Below are 25,725 nucleotides of genomic sequence, written 5' to 3' on the forward strand. Positions count from 1 at the left end.
CCCTGTGGCTACTCTAGAGCCACTTCATTGATCTACAACAGGTTCATTTATCTATTTGCTTTATCTATTTGCACAACATTCTTCGTCAGACAGCTGGTACCGGCTGTGCACCAACCTCTTCGTCATCATGCTCCACCAGTTCATGTTTCTCCCAAGCTCTACTCTTCCAGCGGAAGTACATAATGACCGCGCGGGTCCACTCATCCGCCGCAATGGCAAGCCATACACCAGCGAGCCCCAGATGAAGCTTGAATATGAGCAGATATCCCAGTGGCAGACTCATGCAGACCATGGAGATCAAACCCATGTATACCGGGAATTTTGCATCCCCTGCCGCACGCAAGGAACCAATGATCACTATATTGCAGGTACGTCCGGTTTCGAGCAAAAGACTGAGCAGAATCACTTGAGCCCCCAGCTTGATAATTTCCGGATTATCCGTAAAGATGCTCATCAGTGGCACACGGAAAAAAATGATGATTACATCAATGATAACCGTGGCCAGAAGGGCCCATTTTACACTGTCAAAAACACGTTTGTACGCATCGTCTTTACGCCGCGCACCCACAAGCCGACCTACAATGATCGATGTCCCCATACCAATTGCCATGCTGAACAAGTAGATATAGCTGGAGATGTTACCCGCATACTGCTTGGTTGCCATAGCTTCTGCGCCCAGATAGGTCACATACAGCGTGAACACGAGCTGGCAGGAATGATATACCATGGATTCCATCGCAGACGGAATGCCAATCCGCAGAATTTTGCCAATGAATTTCTTGGACAACTTAATGTAGTATTCAAAATCCACCCGTACCTCGCTCACACGATACAACAACCAGAAGAAGATCAGAAGGCAGATAAAACGGCTTCCCACCGTGGAGATCGCTGCCCCTTCCACCCCAAGCTTCGGCAGGCCGAAGTGTCCAAAGATCAATGCATAGTTACCAACAACGTGAATCACGTTCATGAATACAGCAACATACATCGTTTCTTTGGTGTAACCATGTGTACGAATCGTCGCAGCCAGCGCATTAATGAGCGCCTGGAGGAAGATACCGCCACCAACGATATTTATATACGAACGGGCAAAATCATAAATTTCGCCTTGAATGTTCAGGAGTGATAACAAATGTCCTCCGAACAGAAGGAAGATTCCGCTCAGGACCAGACCTACGATAAGATTCAGTGTGATCGCATTACCCGTAACTTGTGCTGCTTCACTTAACTTTTTGGATCCGATATATTGTGCGACTACAATCGCAGCACCATGTCCAATGACTTCCAATACAAGGATAGCGATAGAAATAATCTGATTGGCTGCTCCAACGCCGGAGACCGCATTATCGGACACCGAGCTGAGCATGAGCGTATCCACGCTCCCCATCAACATAAATAAGAAGAGTTCCAGGAAAATAGGCCATGTCAGTCGAATCAAATTCAGATCCTTGGCATCAGAACGAAGGGACTCTTTGGTTGAGGATATTGCTGTCATTTTCTCACCTTTCCCATGTGGGCTTTAATTCTTAGGGTATGTTAGCACAGGTGGTTTGAAAATGCAGCAGTTTTGCGAAAATAGTTGAAAATTTTTTGTAATTCCATAAATAGGTATTTTCACTGCTTTCATAAAGCCCCATTTCCGTAAGCTTATCAGAGGTTTCAGAAGACAAAAAAGGCCCCTCCCAACTCGCTTTTAAGCAAGTAATGGAAGGACCTTGGACCCTCAACCTTTTAACCTTTAACAGAACCCGCAGCAATGCCCTCCACAATTCGATTACTCAAGATGAGAAAAGCAATCAGGATTGGCATAATGCTAATCATCAGCGTTGCACCAATGGCTCCCCAATCCGTTGTGTATTGACCAATAAAGTTCTGTACCCCAACAGTCAGGGTTTTGTACGAATCTGTACTGATGAACGTATTAACAAAGATGAATTCATTCCAGTTATAGATCATGTTAATGATCGCCGTTGTGGAAATGACCGAAGACGTCATCGGCAGCACAATCCGAAAGAAAATCCGATGCACGGAGCAACCATCCATCACTGCGGCTTCTTCCACTTCCCGGGGGAGAGCGTAGTAGAATCCAAGTAGAATCATAATGGTAACTGGCATATTAAAGGCAATATAAGACAGGATGACTGACAAAGGATGATCTGTAAGATGAAGCTTCAGGAACAAGCTGAACAGCGGGATCAACGTGGAGTGTACAGGGATCATCAGACCCACCATAAATAGCCCCAGCACCAGCGAACGACCTTTCCAGCGCATACGTGTAATGGCAAAGGTCACCAGACTGGCGAACAGCACGGTGACCACCACCGAGACCACCGTAATCCATACACTGTTGAAGAAGTACAAGCTGATATTTCCCTCTGTCCATACCTTGACATAGTTTTCCCAACGCGGAGTAGCAGGAAGGGAAAAAGGCGCCATGTCGAATACTTCCTGATTATTTTTAAGCGAGAACAACAGCAGCCATACCAAGGGTAAAATTTGAAGCAAAGCTACCAGGGACAAGAGGAAATACAGCAGAATATATCCGAATCTCCTTAACCATGCCGAACCTCGGCTTGTCCCCGGGTAAGTTGGCAATCTAACGGCCGTATCCGTCTTCACCGGGATGGACCTCCTTTCATTTCACTAGGGCGTGTCTGGAAACTCCGAAGGTGGCAGATTTTGCCGAATTTTCGTTCCAAGCAAGGAAATTTTCCGCAGGCGTGCCGGGGCACGTCAAGGGAAAGTGACGCAGCAGGGGGCGAAAAGGCGGTAAAAGATGCACTTCAGCGAGTTTTCAGACACGAACTAGCGTCAGGAATACTGGATCGTATCTTTGGATGCTGTCGCTTTACGAAGCAGCCAGGTAACAAGCAGACAGATCAAGAGCAGGAAGAACCCTACAGCACTGCCGTAACCAAAGTCGAAGCTACGGAACGCCTGACGATACATATAGGAGGCCATCACTTCGCTGGAGCCATTTGGTCCGCCATCGGTCATCACGTAAATGAGGTCAAAATACTTGAGTGAGCCCACCACAGCCAGTACCACAGTCACCTTGATGACTTCTGTAATAAGGGGCAGCTTGATTCGAAAAGCGATCTGCCAAGGACTTGCCCCATCAATCCGGGCTGCTTCCACCAGAGATTCCGGAATATTTTTGAGGGCCGCATAATAGATCAAAATATAGAAGCCTGCATACTGCCATAGAATCGGTACGAACAGTGCATACAGCACTAGGGATGGCTCCGCCAGCCAGGCTGGCGGATTGCTGAAGCCGATCGCTTCCAGAAAGGTGTTCAGCACACCATTGCTGGGATGGTAGATCTTCAGCCATAACTGAGCGATCGCGACCGAAGACAGCAGCATCGGGATCAAATATATTTTGCGGAACAGATTGGCCCCCTTGATCTTGCCTGACAGCACCAAAGCGATCATCAGATAACCGATCAGACTCAGCGCAGAGAACAAAGCAAGCAAAAAGGTATGGTTCGCACTCTGCCAGAATGTTCCGTCTTGAAGAAGTCTGGCGTAATTATCCAATCCAATAAAGGTCATTGCACCGATCCCGTCCCATTGCATCAACCCATAATACCCGGTGAGCACGATCGGGATGTAAACCAAGACCAGCAGCAGAAGCAGTGCAGGAAGCACGTACAACGCAGCAACGAGACGGTTGGACATGACTTTGTCCATCACATTATCCTCCCTTCAAGCGTTCAAACGTGTGTACGTCAATTGCCTTTATCAATTGCAGCCTGATGATTCTTCACAAAGTCCTCCGGTGTTACCGCTTTGCCAAACAACGCCTGAATCATGTCGAGATGGGCCTGAGCGGCTGCCGGTTTCATCTGTACATCTGCAAAGAGTGTAAGGCTGCTGGCCTGATTCAATTCGTTGAGCAGGTCAATGTAAAGCTGTGGCAGCTGTACTGCAGCTGTATCTACTTTGGTAGCCGGGATGACGCCTGCTTCAGTTACAGAACTTTCACCCCATTTTTCCACAAAGTATTGCACAAACTTCTGCGCTTCTTCCTTCACTTTGGAGTTCTGGGCCACGAACAGTCCTACGCCTGGACCACCTACCCAGCTGTTAATATCGCTCTTGCCATCTTCCATTGTTGGGAATTTGAAAAATCCGATCTTGTCCTTAAATTCCTGCGGGATGTCCGGGTTAGTCGTGAAGTTTGGCAGTTCCCAGGTACCCATCAGGTACATGGCAGCTTTTTCGTTCATGAATTCGGATTTACCCTCATCGTTAGACAACCCGTTGAAACCTTTGTTGAAAGCATTCATATCCACCAGTTTTTGTACCTCGGCAGCAGCTTGAGTCAGCGCAGGATCATCAAACTTGCCAGAGCCATTGATCGCCTTTTCCAGTGCATCTCCACCTAACCGATTCGCCAGATACATATACCAGAGTGAGCCGGTCCAGCGGTCTTTATTGCCCAGTGCGATCGGAACCTCACCGTTCTCTGTCAATGTCTTCAGCACACTCAGGAATTCATCGTACGTTGCTGGCGGCTGCAAGTTATATTTTGCAAAAATAGCTTTGTTATAATAAATGGGGGAGATATTCAACTCGATTGGTAGCGCATATGTTTTGCCGTCTATGGCATAAGCTTCTGTTGTTCCGGCTATGAATTTCTCGCCCAGCGAGTCGCTCAGCAGATCATCGACCGGTGCGAACAGGTTCCCCTTTACATAAGGCTCCAGAAATCCAGCAGCCCAAGTTACACCCACATCGGGAAGTTCATTGGATGCCGACAGAATTTTCAATTTGTTCTTATATTGTTCATTCTCCAGCACTTCCTGCTTAATGGTTACATTCGGATGATCCGTTTGATACTGCTTGATGATATCGTTGACCAGTTTGTTTTGCTGTGCGGAACTGCCTGCTGGCCAGAGGTGCATAAATTTGAGGGTTACTTTCCCATCTGTGCCGTTGCTGCCTGTTTCACCCTCTTCATCCGAACTTGAACTGTTACATCCGGATAAAATTACGGCGAGAACCAGCGTCCATGACAGAAGAATGGCCATCGTCTTTTTGCTCATTATTCCAACCCCCTTGGTTTTATCGGTTAATGTAACCGCTTTAACCAAATTGTAGCACGCGCCTATCACACCTATAAGACCAGAACAATTTGGAAAAACTCCACTTTTTTGAGGTTATTTGTTATTTCGTTCAGATAGGGAATGCCGATATTTGCTTGGACTTAGCCCCTCAAGGCTTTTAAATACTGTGATAAAATACTTATCCGTCTGATAACCCACCTGTTCCGCAATCTCCGAGATTGGCATCGTTGTCTGCACAAGCAACTCCTTCGCGCGCTGAATGCGTTTGCGGGTAAGGTATTCACTAAAATTGATGCCGATCTGTTCCTTAAACAATACGCTGAAGTAACTGGAGTTTAGATGGAGTAGATCAGCGATTTCACGCATGGTCACATGTTCACCCAGATGAGCATCCACATAGGTCAAAGCTTCACTGATCTGGCTATTGAGCCTCTGTTCTCCGCGCTCCTTAACATCCAGCAGCTTCGGGTCAACCATTTCTTGCATCGTTTGAATACGTCGCTGTTGTTCGCTGAACTTTAGGGCTTTTTCGACGGTCTGCAGCAATTGTTCCTTATCAATCGGTTTCAACATATACTCCACAACACCCAACTTAATGGCCTGCTGGGCGTATTGAAAATCGGCATGTCCCGACATAATCAGGACAACAGGCTTGTTCGAAAAATGTTGAATGGCTTCAATCAGAGACAAGCCAGAGAATTCCGGCATGCGAACATCCGTTATTAACAGATCTGCTGGCTTTTTCTTGAGCCATTCCACAGCCTCGACGCCACTTTCTGCAGTCTGAATGTGATTTCTCCCTGCCGACCATCCTTCCAGTGTTTTGCGAATACCCTCTCTTGTACGCGGCTCATCATCCACGATAAGAATTGTTTTGTCATGAATCATATGCACCCTCCGTTCCCATGGGAATCTCAAAACAAATGACAGTTCCTTCCCCAACCTTACTTGTTATGGAAAGCTTACAACGTTCACCAAGTTGGCTGCCAAAGTAAAGCATCAGTCGCCGATGTACGTTGATTAGACCTACACCTGTCCCCTTCTTGGACACAGCCGGCCCGCCATGTAAAGTATGAATGACAGATTGAAGCCGTAATTCATCCATACCGGGACCATCATCCCGAACCTTAATGCGAACCAGATTTTTCTCGGTCAAAGCATCCACATGGATGCTTATTTTTCCCGGTCCCAGTTTACTTTCAATCCCATGAAGAATCGCATTTTCGACCAAGGGCTGTATAAGAAGTTTCGGTATTGCGACCTTACGCACCGTATCACTCAGCTGAATCTCCCATTGCATTCTCTCTCCCAACCGCATCTGCATAATTTGAAGATAACGCTCAGCGTGTTCCAGCTCGTCAGCAATCGTAACCCATTCATCCTGCTGCGAACTGGAGATGATGTAGCGAAATAATCGGGACATCGCCACAACCATACGTGCCATCTCCTCGTCTCCCTTCTCCTCAAGGGACCAATAGAAGGCTTCTAGGGTGTTGAATAGAAAATGGGGATTAATCTGAGACTGCAACGCCTTCAGCTCGGCCCGGGACTGCATGATTTCCTTCTCATGAACCACACGGGTCAATTCGTTCTGCCTGTAGACCATCTGGTTATACACGTCGTTGAGTTCGTTGATCTCCATCGTAGAGCTGACCATTAGATTAGGTCTCATTGCTCCTGGCTGTGCACTACGCATGGCCCGCATCAGGCGGATGAGCGGACGTGTAATCATCGTCGAAAGAAAGAAGGACATGATAAGGAATAGAACAACACCAATCATTCCCGAGACGAGCAGCGCCGTTCTCAGGATGGATACACCTTCCGTTGTCTCCCGCAGCGGGGTCAGGACAGCAAGTGTCCAGCCCGTTAACTCCGATTTTTGCCGGACGACGATATAGGATTCCTCCCCGTTCTGCACGACTGATCCGCTGTCCAATATGGCTTTGGGATCGAGATTAATCTCCAGATCAGAAGTCACCACTTCGCCTGCCCCATCCAAGAGCATGATAGAGTCCTGCGAACCATCTGCCCCATTCGAATCATTTAGTTGAAAAAAACTACGCTGCATCCGCACCACCACATAACCTCCATGTTCGAAAGAATGATCCAGCAGGTTAATCCGCCGAATAGCCAGAAGCACACCCGGATCTTCAGGGTCAGCGCCTGCCCATACCAGTCTGCCTTTTCCTTCATCCGCCAGGTTGATCCAGTTGCGCTCCACTCTGAGATCGAGGGATCGGTCATCCATCGGAAAGATGCGGTTATAACCCGTAGTGTATATCTCCATACTTTGTGCGCCATTAATGAAAGACTGATAACTGCCTGCAATCTGCAAGAGAGCTTGGCGCTGATTAAAGGTCGCCGGGTTGCCTTGTTTCTCATCGCTGAGCAGACGTTGCACATATGCATCATCCGCCACCTGGGCAGTCAGCGAATTCACTTGTGCAATGATTGCATCCAATCTTCCACTGGCTTGGACGGCGGTTTGGTGAATATGTTTCTCCGCATTGCTTTTCAGCAAAGCAGCTACCCGATCATAAGCTGATATGCCTGCGAGCAGCAGAACAACAAGCATCACCATAACAAAACCAATGAAGATCTGATTCCGAAGTGAGTTAAAATGTCCTTTTTTCCCGTGCAACTTCCCCATTCTCCTCTCTTTTTGGCATGTAAAAGAACCCACCACCTTACGCCCGTGCTCTTGAAGACTGGGTACAAACGATGCCGGATTATCTACGTATTCAGTTCTTCTATATAAAATGAACAAAAGAATATTTACACTAGCCACTACGATGACAGAATAACCTTCCAATCGCTGTTATCCCCAGATTTTTTGATTCCCTTTTTAAAGGGGAAAATCCGGTGATAAAGGCGAAGCATATGCTTCCGATGCAGCTTTCTTTCAGAAAGCTTTTAGCTCCGCTTTTTCAGGTTATTTCTGCCCTCTCCGTTCTCGTGTAAATGTTTAGTTCATTTATATAGTTAAAGCGCTTGCAGAAATGAACCTTACTCTTCTTCTCTCTTAGTCTTTGTTTACCGATTAAACTAACGACTAAAAAATAGCATAGTTTTACAGGTTAATCAATCCTCCCGAAGAGTTCCCAAACGTTAAATGACAAGGATCAAAAAAGAGAGGGGACTCTTACAGTCCACCTCTCTTTACTCATCTTCCCTTTACATATGTCCATTCCTTTTACATCTATCTTTTTCTTCCCTACACAACTTCAATTATTTCACGGACCCTTGGGTAACCCCGTTGATGATCCACTTCTGGGCAAACAGGTAGATGATAATCATCGGCAGCAACGCTAGCAAGTAGGATGCAAACGCAAGGTTAAATTCAGTATTGAACTGCCCTTGGAATACATACTGTACCAGCGGCAGCGTGTACTGTCCCGGATCACTGATAATAATGAGTGGCAGCAAGAAATCGTTGTACGTGGATAGGCATGTCAGAATACCAACCGTGGCACTGATTGGCGCCATGAGCGGGAAAATGATTTTCCAGAACGTGCCCCAAGTTGTCGCCCCATCCACAAACGCCGCTTCCTCCAGCGCTACCGGAATGGACCGGATGTATCCAACGTACACAAATACGTTAAATGCCAAACCATATACCGTGTGTAGCAGGATCAGACCTACCAGATTTGTCATCTCCAGCGATGCGGTCAGTTTAACAATCGGCAGCATGATGATCGGGAACGGAATGAACATCGCGCTAACGAAGTAATAATAGAGTCCTTTGAAAAACTTGCGTTTCTCCATATTCCTTGCAATCGCATAGGCTACCATCGAGTTACTGAGCAACGTCAAGAGCACAGTTGATGCGGTAACGATTGCACTGTTACGGAACGATTGGAAGAAGTTTGTCATGTCGATGGCCCTCGCAAAATTCTCCCAGTGAAGTGTCGTCGGAATGGCAAAGAGCGATTGGGCCATCTGTTCCGGATTTTTTAAAGCAATCGTAACGGTCATATACAATGGGAACAGGATAAACAAGGTACCCAGCACAACGAGCAGCATAACGAGCCAATTGATTCGTGTACGGCTTCTCATTACAGATCCATCTCCCTTCTTTGCAGGAACCGGATTTGCAGAATTGAAATCACCGCAATAACGATGAAGTAAATAACCGAGTTCGCAGATTGATATGCATATTCGCCGCCTTCAAATCCACCGGTGTAGATCAGATGGGAGATGGACTGCGTCGCCCGTCCGGGACCACCGTTGGTCAAGGCTACGATTTGGTCGAAGACCATAAGTGAATTTTTCATCGCCAGCACCATATTAATGGTGAAGAATGGGGCGATAAGCGGGAAAGTAATGCTCCAGAATTCACGCCATTTGCCTGCACCGTCGAGGTTGGAAGCCTCGTACAGTGTTGTTGGTATCGTTTGCAGACCAGCCAAATACAGAATTGTATTCAGGGCCACCGATTGCCATACTGCAACAATGACGATACCAATCCAAGCCAGACTCTCGCTGCCGAGAATGTTGGTGGATAGCGCATTGATGCCCAGATTTTGTCCCCAGATCGGGAATACGTTGGAGAACAGGTAGTTAAATATGTAACCTACGATCAGTACACTCAGAATATTGGGCAGGAAGTAAATGCCGCGGAAAAAGTTACGGAACTTAATCTTGGCATTCAGCCCGAGTGCAATGAGCAAGCTCAGAATATTGGTCAGGATCGTCACCACGATCGCAAATTTGAACGTAAACCAGTAGGCATTGCCTACATTGTCATCTTGGAACAAGTTGAAATAGTTTTTAAAACCAACAAAATCATATTCTTTCCCGAAACCGTTATAATTCGTAAATGAATAATAGATGCCCTGGAGGGCCGGCAGTGTCATAAATACAAAGAACAATACAACCGCCGGAACCGTCATCCAGTAATAAGGTGCGATACGCTTGTTCATACTCCATCCTCCTTCAGACAAGGCTTAGCGCCGATTAGCAACCTTGTCCCATTCTTTGTCGAGTGTATCTAGATAGTTGTCGATGTTTTGGTTCTGCAAAAAGGACTGTACGATGGAATTCAGCTGCACCGCAGCCGGAATATAGTGATCGGGAAAGTCAATAACTTTGCCCTGCTCGATATATGGCATCAATTCCTGTACGGCAGGATCATCCTGCTTCACGCCTTCTACCGCAGAGAACAGCGTCTGTTCGTCAATATATCTTCCGATATTTTCAGGCTCTAACAGGAACGCAATAAACGTCTCCGCCTGCTCGCGATTAGGCGTGTCCTCCGCAATGGTAAACAGGGAGTCAATCCCGTTCACCAGCTTGATCTCGCTTGCATCGTTGCCCGTAGGGAATGGGAAGAAACCGATGTCGACATTTGGATTCGCTTTGCGAATCTCCGAGATGGCCCAGGTTCCCTGGATGTACATAAAGGCTTCACCGTTAGCAAAAGCACGGTTACCGTCCGAATAAGCTTTACCAAAGTTATCGCTGTGACCGTATTTCATGAGTTCCAGTTGCTTCTCGGCTACCTCGTGGTACTTCTCTTTGAACGTCACTTTGTTATCTCGCCGCTCTTGGTAGAAATCAATACCGACCAGATTGGAGGCCAGTGCATTGAAGGGCAGGCTCGTCTGCCAGTCATCCTTGTATGTGAAATAAAATGGAATCTCACCTGCATCCTTAATCTTTTGGGAGGTCGCAATGAGTTCATCCCACGTCTTGGGCACGTCCAATCCCATTTCCTTAAACAGCGTTTTGTTGTACATGATGCCGTTTGCATTAGTCGCGTAAGGAATACCTGTCACTTCGTCCATACCTGTGAGATCCTTCAGCATTTGTATGTAGTTCGGATCAATCGTCTGGAGTAATGAGCTGTCCGTCAGATCGGTGAAAATATCACTCTGGGCCAGGATCGAATACGTATCCGTTGCCCCCATGGCCATAATATCCGGTATATCATTTTTGACGACACGCGTCTTCAGTACTGTCTCCGCATCGGGCGGATTCACCTGTGTCACTTGGATATCGTCATGCTTCGCATTAAACGTTTTAATTAATTCATCAAAGGTTGTTTTGGCTTCAGGCTTGTTCTGGAAAAATTCAATCTGCACTTTGCCATTCACGCTATCTCCACTGGTACAGGAAGATAAAAGTACAGCCATCATTCCACACAGCAACATTGTCCCGAGAGCCTTGGTAAGCGTTGTTCTCATGTTGTACCTCCCTCAGCTTAATATACGTAAAGATTTACCCATCCAAATGGTGAAATAACCATTTTGTTAATCCTTCCAAACCAACTTCAATCTGAATGGATAATATACGTCTTTATTATTTCTAAAACGGTTTCGATAAAAATGAATCAAGGCAGTTCTTCCCATGACCCGAATTGGGCATAACAAAAAGGACACTGGATAATATCCAATGTCCCTCATTTTTTCAGCTTATATTCAGCCACTGTAACGCTTTTATCCAACCTATTACGAACGTTCTGCTTTCGGCAAAGCATTACGTAAACGCTTGGCCCGATAACTCTGATATGCACGAATCAACATGCCGATGATGATCATGACCACACCGATGTTAATTGCGACATCAGCGAGATTCAAAATCCCGCGTCCTGACGGAAATACGAGGAAATCCGTTACCCGGGCATAGATAAATCGATCGATTGCATTTCCCAACGCCCCACCGACCATAAAACCCGCGCCAGCTTGCATCCAGAAACCGCGAATCTCACCTTTACTCCGGTAATACAGCATGCCTGCTATGAACAGAACAGCAATCACACCAAACAAACGCGCATTTCCCTGAAACATGCTGCCCGCCATTCCACTGTTCTCGTAATGCTGTAACTGCATGCCTGAGTTACCCAGTCTCATGACGTCGCCAACTTCCATATACATCCTCACTGCAATCTTGGTTCCCTGGTCCACCAAAGTCACCAGCAGTGCTACAAAATAAAACAGCATCGTGCTTCTCCTCCTGTCTACGTAGCAATAACTTATTTTAACTTTAAGAGTTATGTATATTAGGTTCCCTTCACTTTAACACAGCCGATGTACGGTCTCCAAATGAACGGTCTTTAACCACGCAAATAACGTCCACTAACATCGTTCAGACTGCATCCAGAAGGGACTACACCAATCCATGTCGAATGTAGACATCAATCATATACGTAAAGGGGATGCCTGTAATTTGAACCTGACCACGACAGAGAAATTAAAGGAAATGCAACAGGAAGAAAAGGACTTGGTATTTGACACATTTGATTCTGAAATGGCACTTAACCTTGGCCTGCATCTGGTTGAAGAAGCGAAGCGTCGTTCCCAAGCCGTGACCATCGACATCACCCTGGAGGGGCATCGTCTCTTTTTGCATGCGATGGAAGGCACTCATCCCGACAACGAAGACTGGATTCGACGCAAGAACAACGTGGTGAATCATTTCTCCTCCAGTTCTTGGCATACCGCCCTGCGGTTGAGAAGCGAAAACCAGACACTTGAGCAAGACTTCAATCTGCCTGCATCGGACTATGTTCTGGCTGGTGGTGCTTTCCCGCTGATTCTGGAAAATGAGGGACAGGTCGGCACCATTACAGTATCGGGTTTGCCTGATGAGGAAGACCATGATCTGGTCACGACAGGCATTCGCTCGTTTTTGTTGCAGCAGAGTTAGATTAAAATAGGCAATAAAAAATCCGTACCTGGGATAGGCACGGATTTTCTTCTTTTTCCTGCAGTTAAATTCTTGCGTTTTATTGGATCGCTGAGAGAACGTCCAGAAGCATAGATTTGAATTTGGGCCGATCAATGGCTTCGCAGACACGTACATTCGGCTCTTTGCCAAAACGTCCGTTGATATCAACCACACTGTATCCACGTGTCAGTTCTCCTGCCGCTTCCACATCCACATAATATTGACCCGACTTGGTCATGATGGATTCATCTGCCGCTACAGCCATCAACAATGTATCCGGATGAGTGGTGCCATTGAGTTTATGTACCGACTTGTTGAACTGCATAACCACTTTGTTGATTGCAGTGAAGAAATCGGCACCCGATGTACCCAGAGCCGCAATCTCTGCATGATCGTCATCGTCCATCACTGAATATTGCGTGCACATCTCCCAGCCAACCATCGTGATTGGAATGCCTGCATGCAGTACAATTTTCGCTGCTTCCGGGTCCACGTAGAAGTTATACTCCGCCGCCGGTGTGATATTGCCCAGTGCATTATTCGTTCCGCCCATGATGTACAGGTGAGCAATCTCCGGAATAATCGTAGGGTCTTTCTGGATCGCCATCGCAATATTGGTCAGCGGGGCAATCGCCAGAAGTTCAATTTCACCTGGATGTGCATGCACCTTCTCAATGATAAAATCAACCGCATGCCCGCTCTCGGGACGCTGATCTGCCTTCGGGAAATGTGCGCCGCCCATGCCATCATCGCCATGCACATCTTCCACTGTCCGGTGCTGAGCTTTACCGTAGGCCATTAGCGGACGCTCGCAACCTTTATACACAGGCACCTTGCCGCCATGTCCAGCAACCTGTACCGTGTACAGGGCATTTTCAACCTCCTGGTCGAATTGTACGTTACCGCCCGTAATGGTGATGCCTTCCACCTGAAAGTGATGCAATGCCGTCAGGATCGCAATCGTATCGTCTCCTGCTGTATCTGTATCGATGATGACTCTTCTCATGATGCCGCGCTCCTTCTTCCGTTTGATATTCATTTAGAACAAAAATACAACATTACACTTAATAACTCTGCGTACAGAACAATCTTAAGATCGCTGTTACCCTCAGATTTTTTGTATACCTTCTTTCAAAGGTAAAAATCCGATGATAAAGGCGAACGCTTCGCTTCTCCAGATTTTTTCTGTCCTCTTCGTTTTCGTGTAAACACTATATTCATTCTAAATTATCGTTTATCTCTAGGCCTATTTTACATCAAAAACGTACCGATGACGATGGAAACGCCGATGATAATCGAACGCAGCAGCTGGGCTACCGCCATATTACCTCGTGCAATTTCGTCACATACCCGCATCTTTGGAATCAGGAAATCAAATATAATATAGACCAGGCACAGCACAATAATTCCAAACGCCGACCACAGCAGCATATCCAACCACGAATGCGTCGAGAAAGATACCATGCCCACAATAATACACAGTCCCAGCAATTTGCTGCCCATGTACATGCCTGCCGCCTCGTTACCTTTGGCGATTTCCTCACTATCGTTATACCGGGTCAATTTGCTAAAAGCGAAATATCCACATACCAATACCACCAGCAGAATGCCTACACCCACCGCCACATTCACGAGGTTTAATCCCAAGTTTTCCATTCCTTCTCCTCCTCATCATTCATCCGTTCACGAACCGTAGCCGCGCAATAATAGGCCATATCTCCGGTTACTTTCTCCCCGACCCGTGGTAGTATCCCAGCCAAACGCCCACCGATAACAAACACCCCTGTAAGCAGATAACCGCTGTATGCTCCAGCTTCCGTCTCGATCACAACCTGTTCCATCGGAACCAGCTGCTGATAGATTTTGGGCTGATTTTCGTAATACGCTGTAATTTCTTCATCCTCGTCCGTTGCCCCAGATGCAAGATTGGATTCCAGCGCCTCGTTAAGAGAATGCTCCATATCCTGCTTTCCAAAGGCATTGTCCGTTCCTCCATCCAGCAAAAGAGTTCCTCTGCCTTCGCGCCCCCAATAGCTTTTGGCTACATATGATATGGCGTTCAGCTCGAAGGGCTCAGATGAAAAATAGGTGGGTAGCAGATATCGGGAAATCACGTCCATCTCTGCTTCATCAAAGAGGGTAAACCCGCAATATTCCGGGGTTTGCTCGTTACGCTCGTAAAGTGACCAGATTGCTGCCATGAAGCCTTTGCTCTGCATCAGCACATGCTGAACGGGATTCATCAGGCCCAATCTTCCCTCACGTACAAGTTCAAGCAGCGCAGCACCAATGTCCACCCCTGTCGTCTCATCCCGATCATCGATCAGATACTCTAGCGGATAAAGGCGATACAGCAAGTTAATCTCCCGCCCCCGATGGTAAAGCGCCTCTCCCGGAACAATCTCCAGTTCTTCCAGTGGAGCATAGAAGACTTCGTATCCGGCTTCCTGACAACGTTTCATCAGGTATTCCGTATTTGTTCGATCTTCGACATGTTCGCCAAAAGAAGTGAATGTCACCGGACCCTTTAATCCCTGCTCTGCATAGAATTCGAGCCATATCCTGAAACACTCCCGAATACGTGTATCCATCTCGGCAGATGGTGCAGTTAGCGTAGCATCCTCAGCAATATCGACCAGAATACCTTCCAATGCAGCAGCCTCCGGTATACCCGTTGGGGTGTCCGTATTATTTTCAATACACTTGGGCCCAGCTTCTCCAATAATCCAGTCCTGACGGGTAATGCCTCCAGTTACCAACTCCATACGTGCCGCCGGGATAAGCCCCGGATGGATACCCAACTGATGCTCTAAAAAAGAATCCGGCATATATTGCTGGATAAATCGCATCACTTTACAGTAAATGCCATCTACCGCCTCGGCTGCGGTATGCAGTTCCAGCACCTCCGAGGGAGAGTAGACCGTTAATGCTGGCACACAATATTGCTTCCCGTACATTCGATGATATGGAATCTGTTGTTCCGTTTCACCCTGAAATACCTCTTCGTGACTTAACGGCAGTTGAACCACTTGCCTCATCCGGTTATCCTCCCGAGCTGCGGAAGAAGCTACCGAAGCCGCTTGATTTGGACTTGGATTTGCTATAGGAGCTGTTACTGTCCTTATTGCTTCGATACGACGACCCACCGTAGTAATAGTGCCCACTGCTGGAATCATATTCACATCCGGTATCATACTCCGGGTCACATTCATCATTGTTGCTGCCACAACCGGATAACACGGCAGGAACCGCCAGCATCAGGGAGAAAGCAACCAGCTTTGCTTTTGACCCGGGTTTCGATGCTTGCCCCCGCTCTTGGTCACTCATCACAGATCCACCTCTTTCATATAAAACAACACTTTCTTGCGATCTGCATCCAGCACGGAATACAGGAACTCATACGTCTTGCCACTGCGAACCATGTAATGGTCCAGCAGTTGCTCGGCAAGCTCCATCGTATAGGTGGATGACGCTGTGAGCTCCAACTCCTGAAATGATCTTCCATTCCACAGCATATACTCTGCACTGTACATGGAGGACATTTTGCACATTGCCAGCGCAGCGTCCGCAATCGCCGCACCGTACACATCCGGCATCTGTTGCTCATACGCCGTTACATATACTGCATGTTCCCGCCCATCCTGGCATTCATTGGACAGATGCGCCCAGAGTTTGTTTTTCACCAAGGTGGCATCCACCAGTTTGCGCATGAACAGTTCATCTCGTGTGACTGAAGTCTGTTCCAGCACCCCTGTCTCCGCTTGTCGATCATCCGACCAACTCCGATACGTCAATGAATAATAGATACCGATAACCTCCCTTTTTGCGAGCTCTTAGGTGAGCCGTTTCAATTCATACAAACGTATTTAACGCATCAGAAGGAAAAAAGTTACACTAGTGAATCAATTTCATAGTACCTTTAGCTGCTTCAAATCAAGGCTAGACATAGATCGAAATGGTTTAATTTGTCTATGTCTAGTTACAAAACTCCATTTTTAGTGATTTATGAAATTGATTCTATTCACCATGACATGTAATAAAGAACATGTTGGCTACCTTCGTTCTCCGATTAACCCTGCAGGAAATAACATACTGTTTTCTACTTTTGGTACGCAATCCAGTTCAAAAAGGCCGGAGAAAATTCTCCGACCTCGTTTGTTCCATCTTATGCTCATGCCATTCGGACTTATAACTCAGCCCACTGTGCCAATACATCATTATATTCAGCGGACAATTGCTCGCGATCATTCCAGATTTGTTCCAGTTCAAGCGGATTGTTCTGCACCATCTCCAACTGTTGATCCAGCACCTGAATCTCTGCCTCAAGACGAGCCAACGTCTGTTCCAGCTTCTCCGCAGACGGTTTGTTGCCATTGCCACTTCTATGTTTCGATGCAGCTGCTGCCGAAGAGGCCATCGCCTTACCTGATTCAGTTGAAGCTTCATAATAACGACTTCCTTCGGTAGCCGCAACAGTGGAACCGTTCATTGTCGAGTTTGTTTCTGGTTTCTTTCCTGATCTGGCAGTCCCGCCGGGCGCAGACGTTAACCCTGACTTCATCTCTGACTTGGCGTTCCCACGAGAAGAAACGCCCACGCCTGCTGTAGCCTGAATTGTCGCCGCCGCACGAGCTTGCATATCAAGCTTCTTCTCACGATACGCCTCATAGTCTCCCAGATAAGCGGTCATCTGACCGTCCTCCAGTTCCCAGACACGGGAAGCGAGGCGATTGACGAAGTACCGATCATGCGAGATGGCAAGTACAGTTCCTTCAAAATCAACCAAGGACTCTTCCAGCGCTTCTCTGGATGCGATATCCAGATGGTTGGTTGGCTCATCGAGCAACAGTACATTGGGTTTACGTTGCACCAGAAGAGCTAGCCGCAGACGCGTCCATTCCCCTCCAGATAATTGCCCGACAGAGCGGAATACATCCGCTCCATAGAACAAATATCGTGCCAGAATTCCGCGAGCCTCTCCCTCTTCCACGCCTGCTTCTAGACGGAAGTATTCGAGTACATTCAGCTTTGGATTCGTAGGTTCCTCCTGTTGAGCCAGATACCCGACATCCACACGCGCCCCCCACTCCAGCTTACCCGCATTGGGCTGCTCGTCACCAAGCAACAGCTTGAACAGTGTCGTCTTGCCGGAGCCATTGCGGCCAATGAGTGCAATTTTATCTCCATATTCCAGCAGACCCGAGACCCCGTGCAGGATTTCACGCTCACCATAGCTCTTCTCGACCTGTTCCAATACCGCTACCCGTTTACCCGTTCGATCCGTAGGACGCACATCGAACTCGGCATTTCGGCGCTCCAGTACAGGACGCTTCACCTGTTCCATCCGCTCGATGGCTTTACGCATAGAAGCCGCCCGTCTGAAGAACTTTTCATTCCCACCAACTCGGCCCCACTCCTCTAACTGGCGGATCGTTTCCTTCATTTTTTTGATAACCTTCTGCTGCTCCTTGAACTCCTCGAATTGCTGCAACAGCCGTTGTTCCTTCACTTTCATATATTCCGTATAACCGCCAGCAGATGTTTCCGCTTCTCCATCCTCCAGCTCCAGTGTTCGATTCACGACCCGATCCAAAAAATAGCGATCATGCGAGATCAGGACAATGGTGCCGGGATATTCTCGTAAAAATCCTTCCAGCCACTCAACCCGCTCCAGATCAAGATGGTTTGTCGGCTCATCCAGCAACAACAGGTCGGGTCTTACGATTAGCTGTGAAGCCAGCACCACCCGAGTCTGCTCCCCACCAGACAGGGAACCAAAGCGCCAACCATAGTGTGCCTTGGCGATATCCAAACCGTCCGCCACCTGATCGATCCGGGCATCCATTTCATATCCACCCTCACGCTCGAACTGGTCTTGCAGTGCCGCGTAGCGTTTCAGCAGGCGCTCCAATTGATTAGGGTCTGCTGCACATGCCGGATCGGACATCTGCTGCTCCATTTCCTTCATTTGCGTGCGACATATCATAAGCTCCTTGAATCCAAGACTCAGTACATCCAGTACGGTATGGTCATCCAATCCTTCTGGAACCTGAGCCACATATCCCATTCGTGTATCTTTCTTGATCATCAATTGCCCTTCATCCGGCTTGTTCAGTCTTGCCATCAGGCGCATAAGTGTGGTCTTGCCGCTTCCGTTGCGGCCAATCAGGGCGACCTTGTCACCTTCCATAATTTCAAACGTAATGCCGTCCAGCACCAGATGTGCTCCGTGGTATTGAGTCAGTTGTTGCGCGCTAATCATTATCATAATAAGGTTCCTCCTATGGTATGGAAGATCCTGACCGCAACACAAAAAGAGCCGCAGGAGGTTAGCTCCGCGGCCCTTCAGAATTCAAGCAATATCGCTTATCGTCCGAAAGAGGTCAAGGCAGGCATCTTCTCGCAAATGTTAACTTCCGTATATTCAAAATTGGACAGACTTCTCCCGTTGGTCAGAAAAGTATGAACAATGCCAGCCATAGCAATCGGCAGCTGGCTAATACGGTTGTTAAGCATCTCGTGATTCACCTGTCTTCACCTCCCTTGTCATAATTAATGTCAATATATCACAGACGGATGCGTTCCTGCAACCATCCCATCGCCCAATTCAATCATACTGTACAGTAGCCACTGTTCTAATTAGTGCCTGCCCCGTCGCCGGAGCACCACATCCCTGATCGCTACCGTAATGAGTGTTAACATTCCCGCGGTACCCAGTGATGCGCCGAGCAGGGCATATCCGATGCCGTTCCACCCGCCAATATCGATGCTGATCATGATTACAACGGCACCGCCGAGCAAGGCCACACATGGCAATATATATTGAACCCACGTCATTCGCCGTCCTTGCAACCGGTAGATAAACCATTCAATCAGCAGTAGCACCGCCCACATTCCCAATGTCCACAAGATCAGTACTTCCATAAGGTTCCCCTCCTGTTGCTGGATGGATTAAGCCCTTTGTTACAGACCTTACGTTACTTCAACCAATCCGAGAAAAAGTGTCGGTACCCTTCTTTCATCTTCGTGCGCGAAAAGGCACCAAACGCATACTCCCGGTTGTCTTCTGACACACTGCGCGGCGCAGCCGCAGCCATGTTCACCAGTTCAAACCAGTTATCCTCATTGCCTGCAAAGGCATGCGTGGATCGAATGTGACCGTAGCAGGCATGCTCCGGCTTCACGACCATTTTGCCCATCGCCATCGCTTCCGTCAGCGGCATCGCAAACGTATCAAAGGCCGAACAGTTCCAATACACCTTGGATGAGTTCATCAACGTAAATATCTCATCCTGCGTGAGCGCAAACTTCAGCTTCACGTTGGAAGGAATGTCGTACTTCTTCATGGTTTCCTTATAGCGTACACCGCCAAACACCATATATACTTCCTTGTCCGGGTTCTGCCGAGCGTATTCCAAAACTAGATCCGGGCGACGGTTCGCCTCATCCCGACCGATCCAGAGCACCCGATTATGCACAACCTGGCTCGGATCATAGTGCCGGTTCGCCAGCTCTTCGCTAAAGCCAATCGGAATAACGTTCACGTCATGTACACCGAAATTGCGACCCAGTTCTGTTTTTAAAAACTCCGTCTGTACAATTGCTTTATCCACCATCGTATAAAATGGCTTCATCATCTCATATCCCGTTAGCGCGGGATCGGGGAAACTGTGCGGGAACAATACGCTTTTCGGTAAGAACATCTTCAAAAATGTAAACCCGGATACGGTGTAGATGACATGCTCTATATTTTGACTATGAATCTGATCCAGCACGATATCGTAGTTCACCAGGTCACCTTTCTCATGCTCATAACCCGGCAACCAGTCGTATCCACTGACATGACGCTCCGGCGAGATGAACACGATATCAACACCCAACTCCAGACCAATCTGCTTCAGCCGATCCGCAAATACGCGTGGCCCCTGAGCTTCCGTGAATTGAATTTTACGCATAACAAGTCCGACTTTACGCAAGCTTCTCACCCCTCATTTCTATTCCTCACCCAAGTGCTTCATGCACTGTTCCAGCGTTGCTGCCGTCTCATACCACTGGTTACGCAACTGTTCCTTCGGCCACACACATTCCTCACTTCTCAGGTCACCGTCAATCAAACGCAGCATCCAGAGTGAGAATACAATAGCATAAGCGTCGTACCATTCTGCAAAAGAAACCCGTTCAATCTGCACGCCGAGGCTCCCAAGTTTGTCCAAATAAACATCCATGACCCGCTCTCGCAATACAGGCGTAACCGTTCTGGGAAACAGCGGATGCGAGAGATCAACTAGGTGATATATATCCCACAGTGGCGTATTCAGATGGGCATGCTCCCAGTCCAAGATGACCAGTCTGCCGTCCACCTCCGCCATGTTACCTGGATGCAGGTCTCCGTGACACAAAACGATTGGAAGTTCTTCCTCTGCCGTGAGGATCAACCTTGAGATCTTGTCCCAATCGGATGCGGATAGCTGCATATCCAATCTGGATAACAGTTCATCGGTAGATTGCCTATGCATTTGCAACTCATCCAACATTGTGCGAATGGACGGTTTCTGGCCCACGCGAGGCAGTTCGCTCCAATTCGTAACAGGCAATGCATGCCATGCTGCCATATGTGCCGCTGCGCCGAGCATCGTCGCTTCTTGCGAATCATGCACCAGTTGCCCCAGATCCTCGTAGATCATCCAGCTCTGTGCTGGAGCAATGGTAAGATCCGACGCTGCAATGAGTTGCGGATAGATTGGTGATAAGCCAGACATCACACGCTCGTACATCCATCGTTCCCGTCCATGCTGTACAGGATTCGTCAACGGTTTGAAAATATAACTTTCACCGGTAGGAACAGTGAATCGCTCCACATATCGTCCGTTCATTCCTTTATACAACTGTTCACGGCTTGTTATATATTGATCATTCAGCATTCCTTCGGGCGTCACCCAGCTGTATGCATCCAACTCTTCGTTCACACTTCCCACCATCCATTTCGTTCTCCCTGCTACTCCGATGTTGATTTCTATTCATCATACGTTGCCGCTCACAAGCCTGCAAGCTTTGGTCGTAAGCGCTTATTCAGTGTCTCAATTCAGAGTTTCATAATTGCTTATTGCATTTTGGTTAGTAATCACTTACTATACAATCATGAAGAACAAATCTCATGTGGATAGCAAAAAGAAAGATATCCTACAAGCGGCGATGCGCTTGTTCGCAACCAAAGGCGTTGACGGCATATCCGTCAAAGAGATCGGTGACGCCGCCGGAGTAACCGATGCGGCGATCTACAAACATTTTAAAAACAAAGATGCCGTTGCCCTGGAAGCCTTCACCCAATACTGTGTCGACTATACTGCACTAATTGATGGGTATGTTCGACAGGAAGGTCCCGTGTTGGAACGCTTCAAGCAACTGGTTACCGAGGTTCTCCATCTGCATGATGAAGATCCCTACGGGCTACTGCTGATTTCACAGAATCATGAAATATTCATTGAAGCCGGAAGTAGCGAGGATTACCGTCAGCCATTGGATGCGTTAATGGATCTGATCGATCAGGGAATGATGCGAGGTGAACTGCCTCAGCAGGATTCACGGCTCACAGCCGTGCTGGTGATCGGTGCAATTACACGTATGGCGGTCTCCAGTATGCAAGGTGAACTACCGGAGCTGTTGGTACCTTATACGGGGGAAACGGTTCACAGACTTGCATCGATGTTAGGGCAGGTACCCCAGGAGTAACAATGGAGATGGGATGAAGCTAGAAATGGGGATTAGCGGAGCGTAGGGAAAACGACGTGAGCAACTACTTTGTTTCCGAAGGAAACAACCTTCGTAAACATCCGCTTATTTCGGCTGAATCCCATATTCGATGCAGATGATGCCGCTAGGCATGATTTGTAATCAAATACGGACTTGTTGAATAACTTCTAAAGAGAATCGTCAGCATACCATTAGGATTTACAGATGGATTACCGGGTCATACGTGACCTTTTCTTTTTGCACATGAGGTTAGTGTTCATTAACTAAAATAGTCAGGACGTGTCATCTTCCATGAAAAAAATATTAATTATTCAAGGCAATCCCGTCTCCCCCAGTTACAACGGCGCACTAGCCGAAGCTTACCGTAAAGGTGCGGTGCAGGCGGGTGCCGACGTCCGCATGATCACCCTGAACGAGTTGGCGTTCAACATGAATCTGGAGGGAGGATATCGTAATAAACTTCCACTTGAACCAGATTTGCTACAAGCTCAAGAAGCGATTAAGTGGGCTGAGCATCTTGTATGGGTATTCCCAATCTGGTGGGGAGGACCGCCTGCCCTGTTGAAAGGTTTCGTTGACCGAATCTTCATGCCTGGTTACGCCTTCAAGTATCAAAAAGGAAAACCTTTCCCGGATCAACTGCTCAAAGGCCGCACCGCTCGCATGATCACCACGATGGATGGTCCGAGCTGGTACTTCAAATGGTTCCAAGGTGAGCCTGCACATAAAATGATGAAAATCTCCACATTTGCACTGACTGGCATCAAACCTGTGCGGATAACACCTGTAGATCAAGTTGGTAAAAAGTCAGATGAACAGAGAAAGAATTGGTTGGATAAGATCGAGCAGCTTGGGCGGAAGATGGGGTAAAAGATTTCTGCAAGAAAGCCTCATGGGAAGTATATACTTCTCTCCAGATTTTCACGTTGTAAGTTAAATCAAAAATCTGTGGATACGCGCAATTTGAAGGTAGTCCTGTAATCTGCAAGTGGCACAATTGTAATCTTAGTTTAACTTATATCAGAAAGCAGAAGTGTGCCTATTCCCAGTTACAAAAAAGGGTTGTCCCCTACGTCTTGTTCAAGACGTAGGGGACAACCCTTTTAGTATTCATTATGATCTAACGAACCGTAAACACGTTATTAGCGCCATTTCCGATAAGTCTGAGGTTTAACGAATCGTAGACGCGTTATTTCCTCGATCTGTGTATCATTTAATGATTTTAAACTAGTTTGCACCGGAATAACTTCACTGAGGTTCGTTACATTTTGCATTCCACGCTAAATCGCCATTTAACACTGACTCGGTTCGTTAGCGACCTGCACTTAGAGAGACAAATCTGCACTACAGGTCAGCTTGATACGCCAATCGCCCGCCTTTGGAAAGTCGACTTCGCATCAGTAATGCAATGGAAACAACCATGTAAGCAACCCAATGAACAGCCATCTACAAATACAAACAACGTATTACCTTAACGAAATACGACCTGATGGATGCTCAGGCAAAATAGCTGTAACCAACTGCTGCACAGCCGGATGATCCGACTGCATTACCGAATCCCCGGCATCACCGCTATATACCAGCTTTCCCTGATCCATCACGGCAATGCGGTCACAGATCGTCATGGCAGCTCGAATGTCATGTGTGATAAAAAGGTAAGACAACCCGTAGGATGCTCTTAACTCTCCCAGTAAGGATAGGATTTGCGTCTGGTGCACCATATCCAGGCTGCTGATTGATTCGTCCAGTACGATTAACTTTGGCTTGAGCGCAATGGCTCGTGCGATGTTAACTCGCTGTAATTGCCCACCGCTGAACTGGTGCGGAAGCTTGCTCCCATCCTCAGGTGTAAGCCCAACCTGCTCAAGCAGTTGTCCGACCACACGAAGTTGTTCTTTTGCCGAAAATCGCTCGTAATTATCCAGTGGCTCACCGATGATCTGCGCGGCAGTCATGAGTGGATTCACAGCCGAATAACAGTCCTGGAACACGACCTGCAGATCGCGCCGTAATCCCTTAAGCACGGGTTTGCTAGATCGATAGATATCCTGACCCTGAAATAAAACCTGACCCTGGCTGGGCTTCTCCAGACCAAGAATGATTTTACCCAAGGTACTTTTACCTGCCCCGCTCGTACCCAGGAGCCCCAGACACACACCCTTTTCGATCGTAAGTGAGATATCTGCCAGCACAGGAGGACGCGCTCCCGAACGATCCAGCCAGTTGCGTTTGCCATAGCTATGGCTTACTTCACGTACCTGAAGCATCAGGTCACCCTCCTCTTTTGTACTTGGCAGAAGCAATCTCCGAAGAAGCTGAAATTACACATCACCATGTTCATTCCACCCCTACGCCTACCCACTCAAAACACAGTGTATTCCCGCTCTACACATACACTCACTGAACAATTCAACTCATCTGTCATTCGCTATCGTCCTAAATACATACTGGGTCTGGCATTTAACAACATCCGTGTATACTCATGCTGCGGGTGATCGAACAGTTGGTACACATCCGCCTGCTCCACAATTCGCCCCTTCTGCATGACCGCGACTTCATCCGCCATTTGCGAGATCACGCCCAGATCGTGGGAGATGAGCAAGATGGATGTGCCATACTCCGTACGTAGCCGATCCAATTCCTGAAGCACCTTGAACTGATTCACGACATCCAGTGCCGTCGTTGGTTCATCAGCAATAACCAAAGCCGGTCGCAGGCACATCGATATGGCGATCATCACACGCTGCAACATACCGCCACTCAGTTGGAAGGGATATCGCTTCATCAGTTTAGCTGGTTCGGGTAAGTTCATATCTGCCAAGGCAGCAATCGCCTGTTCTCTCGCTTGTCCCTTGGGCATTCCCGTATGCGTACGCAAGGTTTCAATAAATTGAGATCCAATCGTATATACGGGTGTAAAAGCATTCATCGGATTCTGCATAATAAATCCGATTTCCTTGCCGCGGATGCGCCGCATCTCCTCACCTGACAACGAGCCAAGCTCCCGTCCATTCAGGTGGATGCTGCCCGACACTTCCATCCTGCGCGGATCAAGCAGATGGAGCAACGCGTTACATGTAACGGTCTTACCGCTGCCACTCTCACCGACGAGACCGAAGACACGACCTTTTTTTAATTCAAAATCAATGGGCTCCAGTAACGGGACTGAACCCTCCGCTGTTCTTAGATTCACTTGCAGACCACGAACTTCGAGTACCTTCGCTGCATCATCCAT

Annotated in this window: 26 protein-coding genes; 3 read left to right on the forward strand and 23 right to left on the reverse strand. The window is 47.7% G+C overall.

Annotated elements, in window-relative coordinates:
* Nucleotides 1-85: 85 nt before the first annotated feature.
* From C161_RS16890 to lspA, 11 genes are all read right to left on the reverse strand, one after another.
* Nucleotides 86-1,495 carry an MATE family efflux transporter gene (locus C161_RS16890; RefSeq protein WP_036671595.1) on the reverse strand — a complete coding sequence of 470 codons (1,410 nt, stop codon included), beginning with the start codon at nucleotides 1,493-1,495 and terminating at the stop codon, nucleotides 86-88.
* Nucleotides 1,496-1,526: 31 nt separating this feature from the next.
* A complete protein-coding gene (locus C161_RS32390) occupies nucleotides 1,527-1,670 on the reverse strand; it encodes a hypothetical protein (protein ID WP_156946128.1) in 144 nt (47 codons plus the stop codon).
* 61 nt (nucleotides 1,671-1,731) lie between these two features.
* Entirely contained in the window at nucleotides 1,732-2,595 is an 864-nt protein-coding gene (locus tag C161_RS16895) for a carbohydrate ABC transporter permease (RefSeq protein WP_036671684.1), read from the reverse strand.
* A 216-nt stretch (nucleotides 2,596-2,811) separates the two neighbouring features.
* Entirely contained in the window at nucleotides 2,812-3,693 is an 882-nt protein-coding gene (locus C161_RS16900; RefSeq protein ID WP_036606643.1) for a carbohydrate ABC transporter permease, read from the reverse strand.
* Between the two features lie 38 nt (nucleotides 3,694-3,731).
* Nucleotides 3,732-5,051, reverse strand: a complete 1,320-nt coding sequence (locus C161_RS16905) for an extracellular solute-binding protein (RefSeq protein ID WP_036671596.1) — start codon at nucleotides 5,049-5,051, stop codon at nucleotides 3,732-3,734.
* Between the two features lie 114 nt (nucleotides 5,052-5,165).
* A complete protein-coding gene (locus C161_RS16910; RefSeq protein WP_036671597.1) occupies nucleotides 5,166-5,960 on the reverse strand; it encodes a response regulator transcription factor in 795 nt (264 codons plus the stop codon).
* Nucleotides 5,950-7,713, reverse strand: a complete 1,764-nt coding sequence (locus C161_RS16915; protein WP_084650290.1) for a cache domain-containing sensor histidine kinase — start codon at nucleotides 7,711-7,713, stop codon at nucleotides 5,950-5,952. Before C161_RS16915 ends, C161_RS16910 begins: the two co-directional genes overlap by 11 nt.
* A 587-nt stretch (nucleotides 7,714-8,300) precedes the next feature.
* On the reverse strand, nucleotides 8,301-9,128 hold the full coding sequence (locus C161_RS16920; RefSeq protein ID WP_036671599.1) for a carbohydrate ABC transporter permease: 828 nt from the start codon (nucleotides 9,126-9,128) through the stop codon (nucleotides 8,301-8,303).
* Nucleotides 9,128-9,994 carry a carbohydrate ABC transporter permease gene (locus C161_RS16925; RefSeq protein ID WP_036606633.1) on the reverse strand — a complete coding sequence of 289 codons (867 nt, stop codon included), beginning with the start codon at nucleotides 9,992-9,994 and terminating at the stop codon, nucleotides 9,128-9,130. Before C161_RS16925 ends, C161_RS16920 begins: the two co-directional genes overlap by 1 nt.
* Before the next feature lie 24 nt (nucleotides 9,995-10,018).
* Nucleotides 10,019-11,209: an ABC transporter substrate-binding protein gene (locus C161_RS16930; protein ID WP_442789433.1), complete on the reverse strand. Its 1,191-nt coding sequence runs from the start codon at nucleotides 11,207-11,209 to the stop codon at nucleotides 10,019-10,021.
* Between the two features lie 312 nt (nucleotides 11,210-11,521).
* Nucleotides 11,522-12,013 carry a signal peptidase II gene (gene lspA, locus C161_RS16935; RefSeq protein ID WP_036606631.1) on the reverse strand — a complete coding sequence of 164 codons (492 nt, stop codon included), beginning with the start codon at nucleotides 12,011-12,013 and terminating at the stop codon, nucleotides 11,522-11,524.
* A gap of 178 nt (nucleotides 12,014-12,191) precedes the next feature.
* On the opposite strand from lspA, the gene C161_RS16940 reads away from it, so the two are divergent.
* Entirely contained in the window at nucleotides 12,192-12,719 is a 528-nt protein-coding gene (locus C161_RS16940) for a heme-degrading domain-containing protein (RefSeq protein WP_083669956.1), read from the forward strand.
* A 79-nt stretch (nucleotides 12,720-12,798) separates the two neighbouring features.
* Here C161_RS16940 and C161_RS16945 read toward each other — a convergent pair whose 3' ends face one another.
* The 10 genes from C161_RS16945 to C161_RS16985 all read right to left on the reverse strand — a co-directional run bounded on the left by C161_RS16945 (nucleotide 12,799) and on the right by C161_RS16985 (nucleotide 21,718).
* Nucleotides 12,799-13,746, reverse strand: a complete 948-nt coding sequence (locus C161_RS16945; protein WP_036671600.1) for a nucleoside hydrolase — start codon at nucleotides 13,744-13,746, stop codon at nucleotides 12,799-12,801.
* Nucleotides 13,747-13,991: 245 nt separating this feature from the next.
* Nucleotides 13,992-14,396: a DUF350 domain-containing protein gene (locus tag C161_RS16950; RefSeq protein WP_017691702.1), complete on the reverse strand. Its 405-nt coding sequence runs from the start codon at nucleotides 14,394-14,396 to the stop codon at nucleotides 13,992-13,994.
* Entirely contained in the window at nucleotides 14,378-15,778 is a 1,401-nt protein-coding gene (locus C161_RS16955) for a glutathionylspermidine synthase family protein (protein ID WP_036671601.1), read from the reverse strand. Before C161_RS16955 ends, C161_RS16950 begins: the two co-directional genes overlap by 19 nt.
* 4 nt (nucleotides 15,779-15,782) lie before the next feature.
* On the reverse strand, nucleotides 15,783-16,067 hold the full coding sequence (locus C161_RS16960) for a hypothetical protein (RefSeq protein WP_036671603.1): 285 nt from the start codon (nucleotides 16,065-16,067) through the stop codon (nucleotides 15,783-15,785).
* Nucleotides 16,067-16,534: a hypothetical protein gene (locus tag C161_RS31990; RefSeq protein ID WP_084650295.1), complete on the reverse strand. Its 468-nt coding sequence runs from the start codon at nucleotides 16,532-16,534 to the stop codon at nucleotides 16,067-16,069. Before C161_RS31990 ends, C161_RS16960 begins: the two co-directional genes overlap by 1 nt.
* A gap of 392 nt (nucleotides 16,535-16,926) precedes the next feature.
* Nucleotides 16,927-19,008, reverse strand: a complete 2,082-nt coding sequence (gene abc-f / locus C161_RS16970; RefSeq protein ID WP_036671604.1) for a ribosomal protection-like ABC-F family protein — start codon at nucleotides 19,006-19,008, stop codon at nucleotides 16,927-16,929.
* Nucleotides 19,009-19,106: 98 nt separating this feature from the next.
* Nucleotides 19,107-19,268 carry a hypothetical protein gene (locus C161_RS32800; protein WP_017691697.1) on the reverse strand — a complete coding sequence of 54 codons (162 nt, stop codon included), beginning with the start codon at nucleotides 19,266-19,268 and terminating at the stop codon, nucleotides 19,107-19,109.
* A gap of 111 nt (nucleotides 19,269-19,379) precedes the next feature.
* The gene (locus C161_RS16975; RefSeq protein WP_036671605.1) at nucleotides 19,380-19,664 is read right to left on the reverse strand and encodes a hypothetical protein; all 285 of its coding nucleotides are present in this window, start codon (nucleotides 19,662-19,664) and stop codon (nucleotides 19,380-19,382) included.
* A gap of 53 nt (nucleotides 19,665-19,717) precedes the next feature.
* Nucleotides 19,718-20,716: a glycosyltransferase gene (locus C161_RS16980; RefSeq protein WP_036671606.1), complete on the reverse strand. Its 999-nt coding sequence runs from the start codon at nucleotides 20,714-20,716 to the stop codon at nucleotides 19,718-19,720.
* Nucleotides 20,717-20,734: 18 nt separating this feature from the next.
* Complete coding sequence (locus C161_RS16985; protein WP_051449784.1) at nucleotides 20,735-21,718, reverse strand: phosphotransferase; 984 nt, start codon at nucleotides 21,716-21,718, stop codon at nucleotides 20,735-20,737.
* 160 nt (nucleotides 21,719-21,878) lie between these two features.
* On the opposite strand from C161_RS16985, the gene C161_RS16990 reads away from it, so the two are divergent.
* Together C161_RS16990 and C161_RS16995 are read left to right on the forward strand one after the other, a co-directional pair.
* A complete protein-coding gene (locus C161_RS16990; RefSeq protein ID WP_036671691.1) occupies nucleotides 21,879-22,469 on the forward strand; it encodes a TetR/AcrR family transcriptional regulator in 591 nt (196 codons plus the stop codon).
* Nucleotides 22,470-22,781: 312 nt separating this feature from the next.
* On the forward strand, nucleotides 22,782-23,360 hold the full coding sequence (locus tag C161_RS16995) for an NAD(P)H-dependent oxidoreductase (protein ID WP_036671608.1): 579 nt from the start codon (nucleotides 22,782-22,784) through the stop codon (nucleotides 23,358-23,360).
* 596 nt (nucleotides 23,361-23,956) lie between these two features.
* On the opposite strand, the gene nikE is transcribed toward C161_RS16995, so the two are convergent.
* Nucleotides 23,957-24,757 (reverse strand): nickel import ATP-binding protein NikE, encoded by an 801-nt coding sequence (gene nikE, locus C161_RS17000; protein WP_036671609.1) that lies wholly within the window; start codon nucleotides 24,755-24,757, stop codon nucleotides 23,957-23,959.
* A 161-nt stretch (nucleotides 24,758-24,918) separates the two neighbouring features.
* Nucleotides 24,919-25,725 carry an ABC transporter ATP-binding protein gene (locus C161_RS17005; RefSeq protein ID WP_036671610.1) on the reverse strand — a complete coding sequence of 269 codons (807 nt, stop codon included), beginning with the start codon at nucleotides 25,723-25,725 and terminating at the stop codon, nucleotides 24,919-24,921.

The sequence above is a fragment of the Paenibacillus sp. FSL R5-192 genome (assembly GCF_000517845.1).
Taxonomy (GTDB): domain Bacteria; phylum Bacillota; class Bacilli; order Paenibacillales; family Paenibacillaceae; genus Paenibacillus; species Paenibacillus amylolyticus.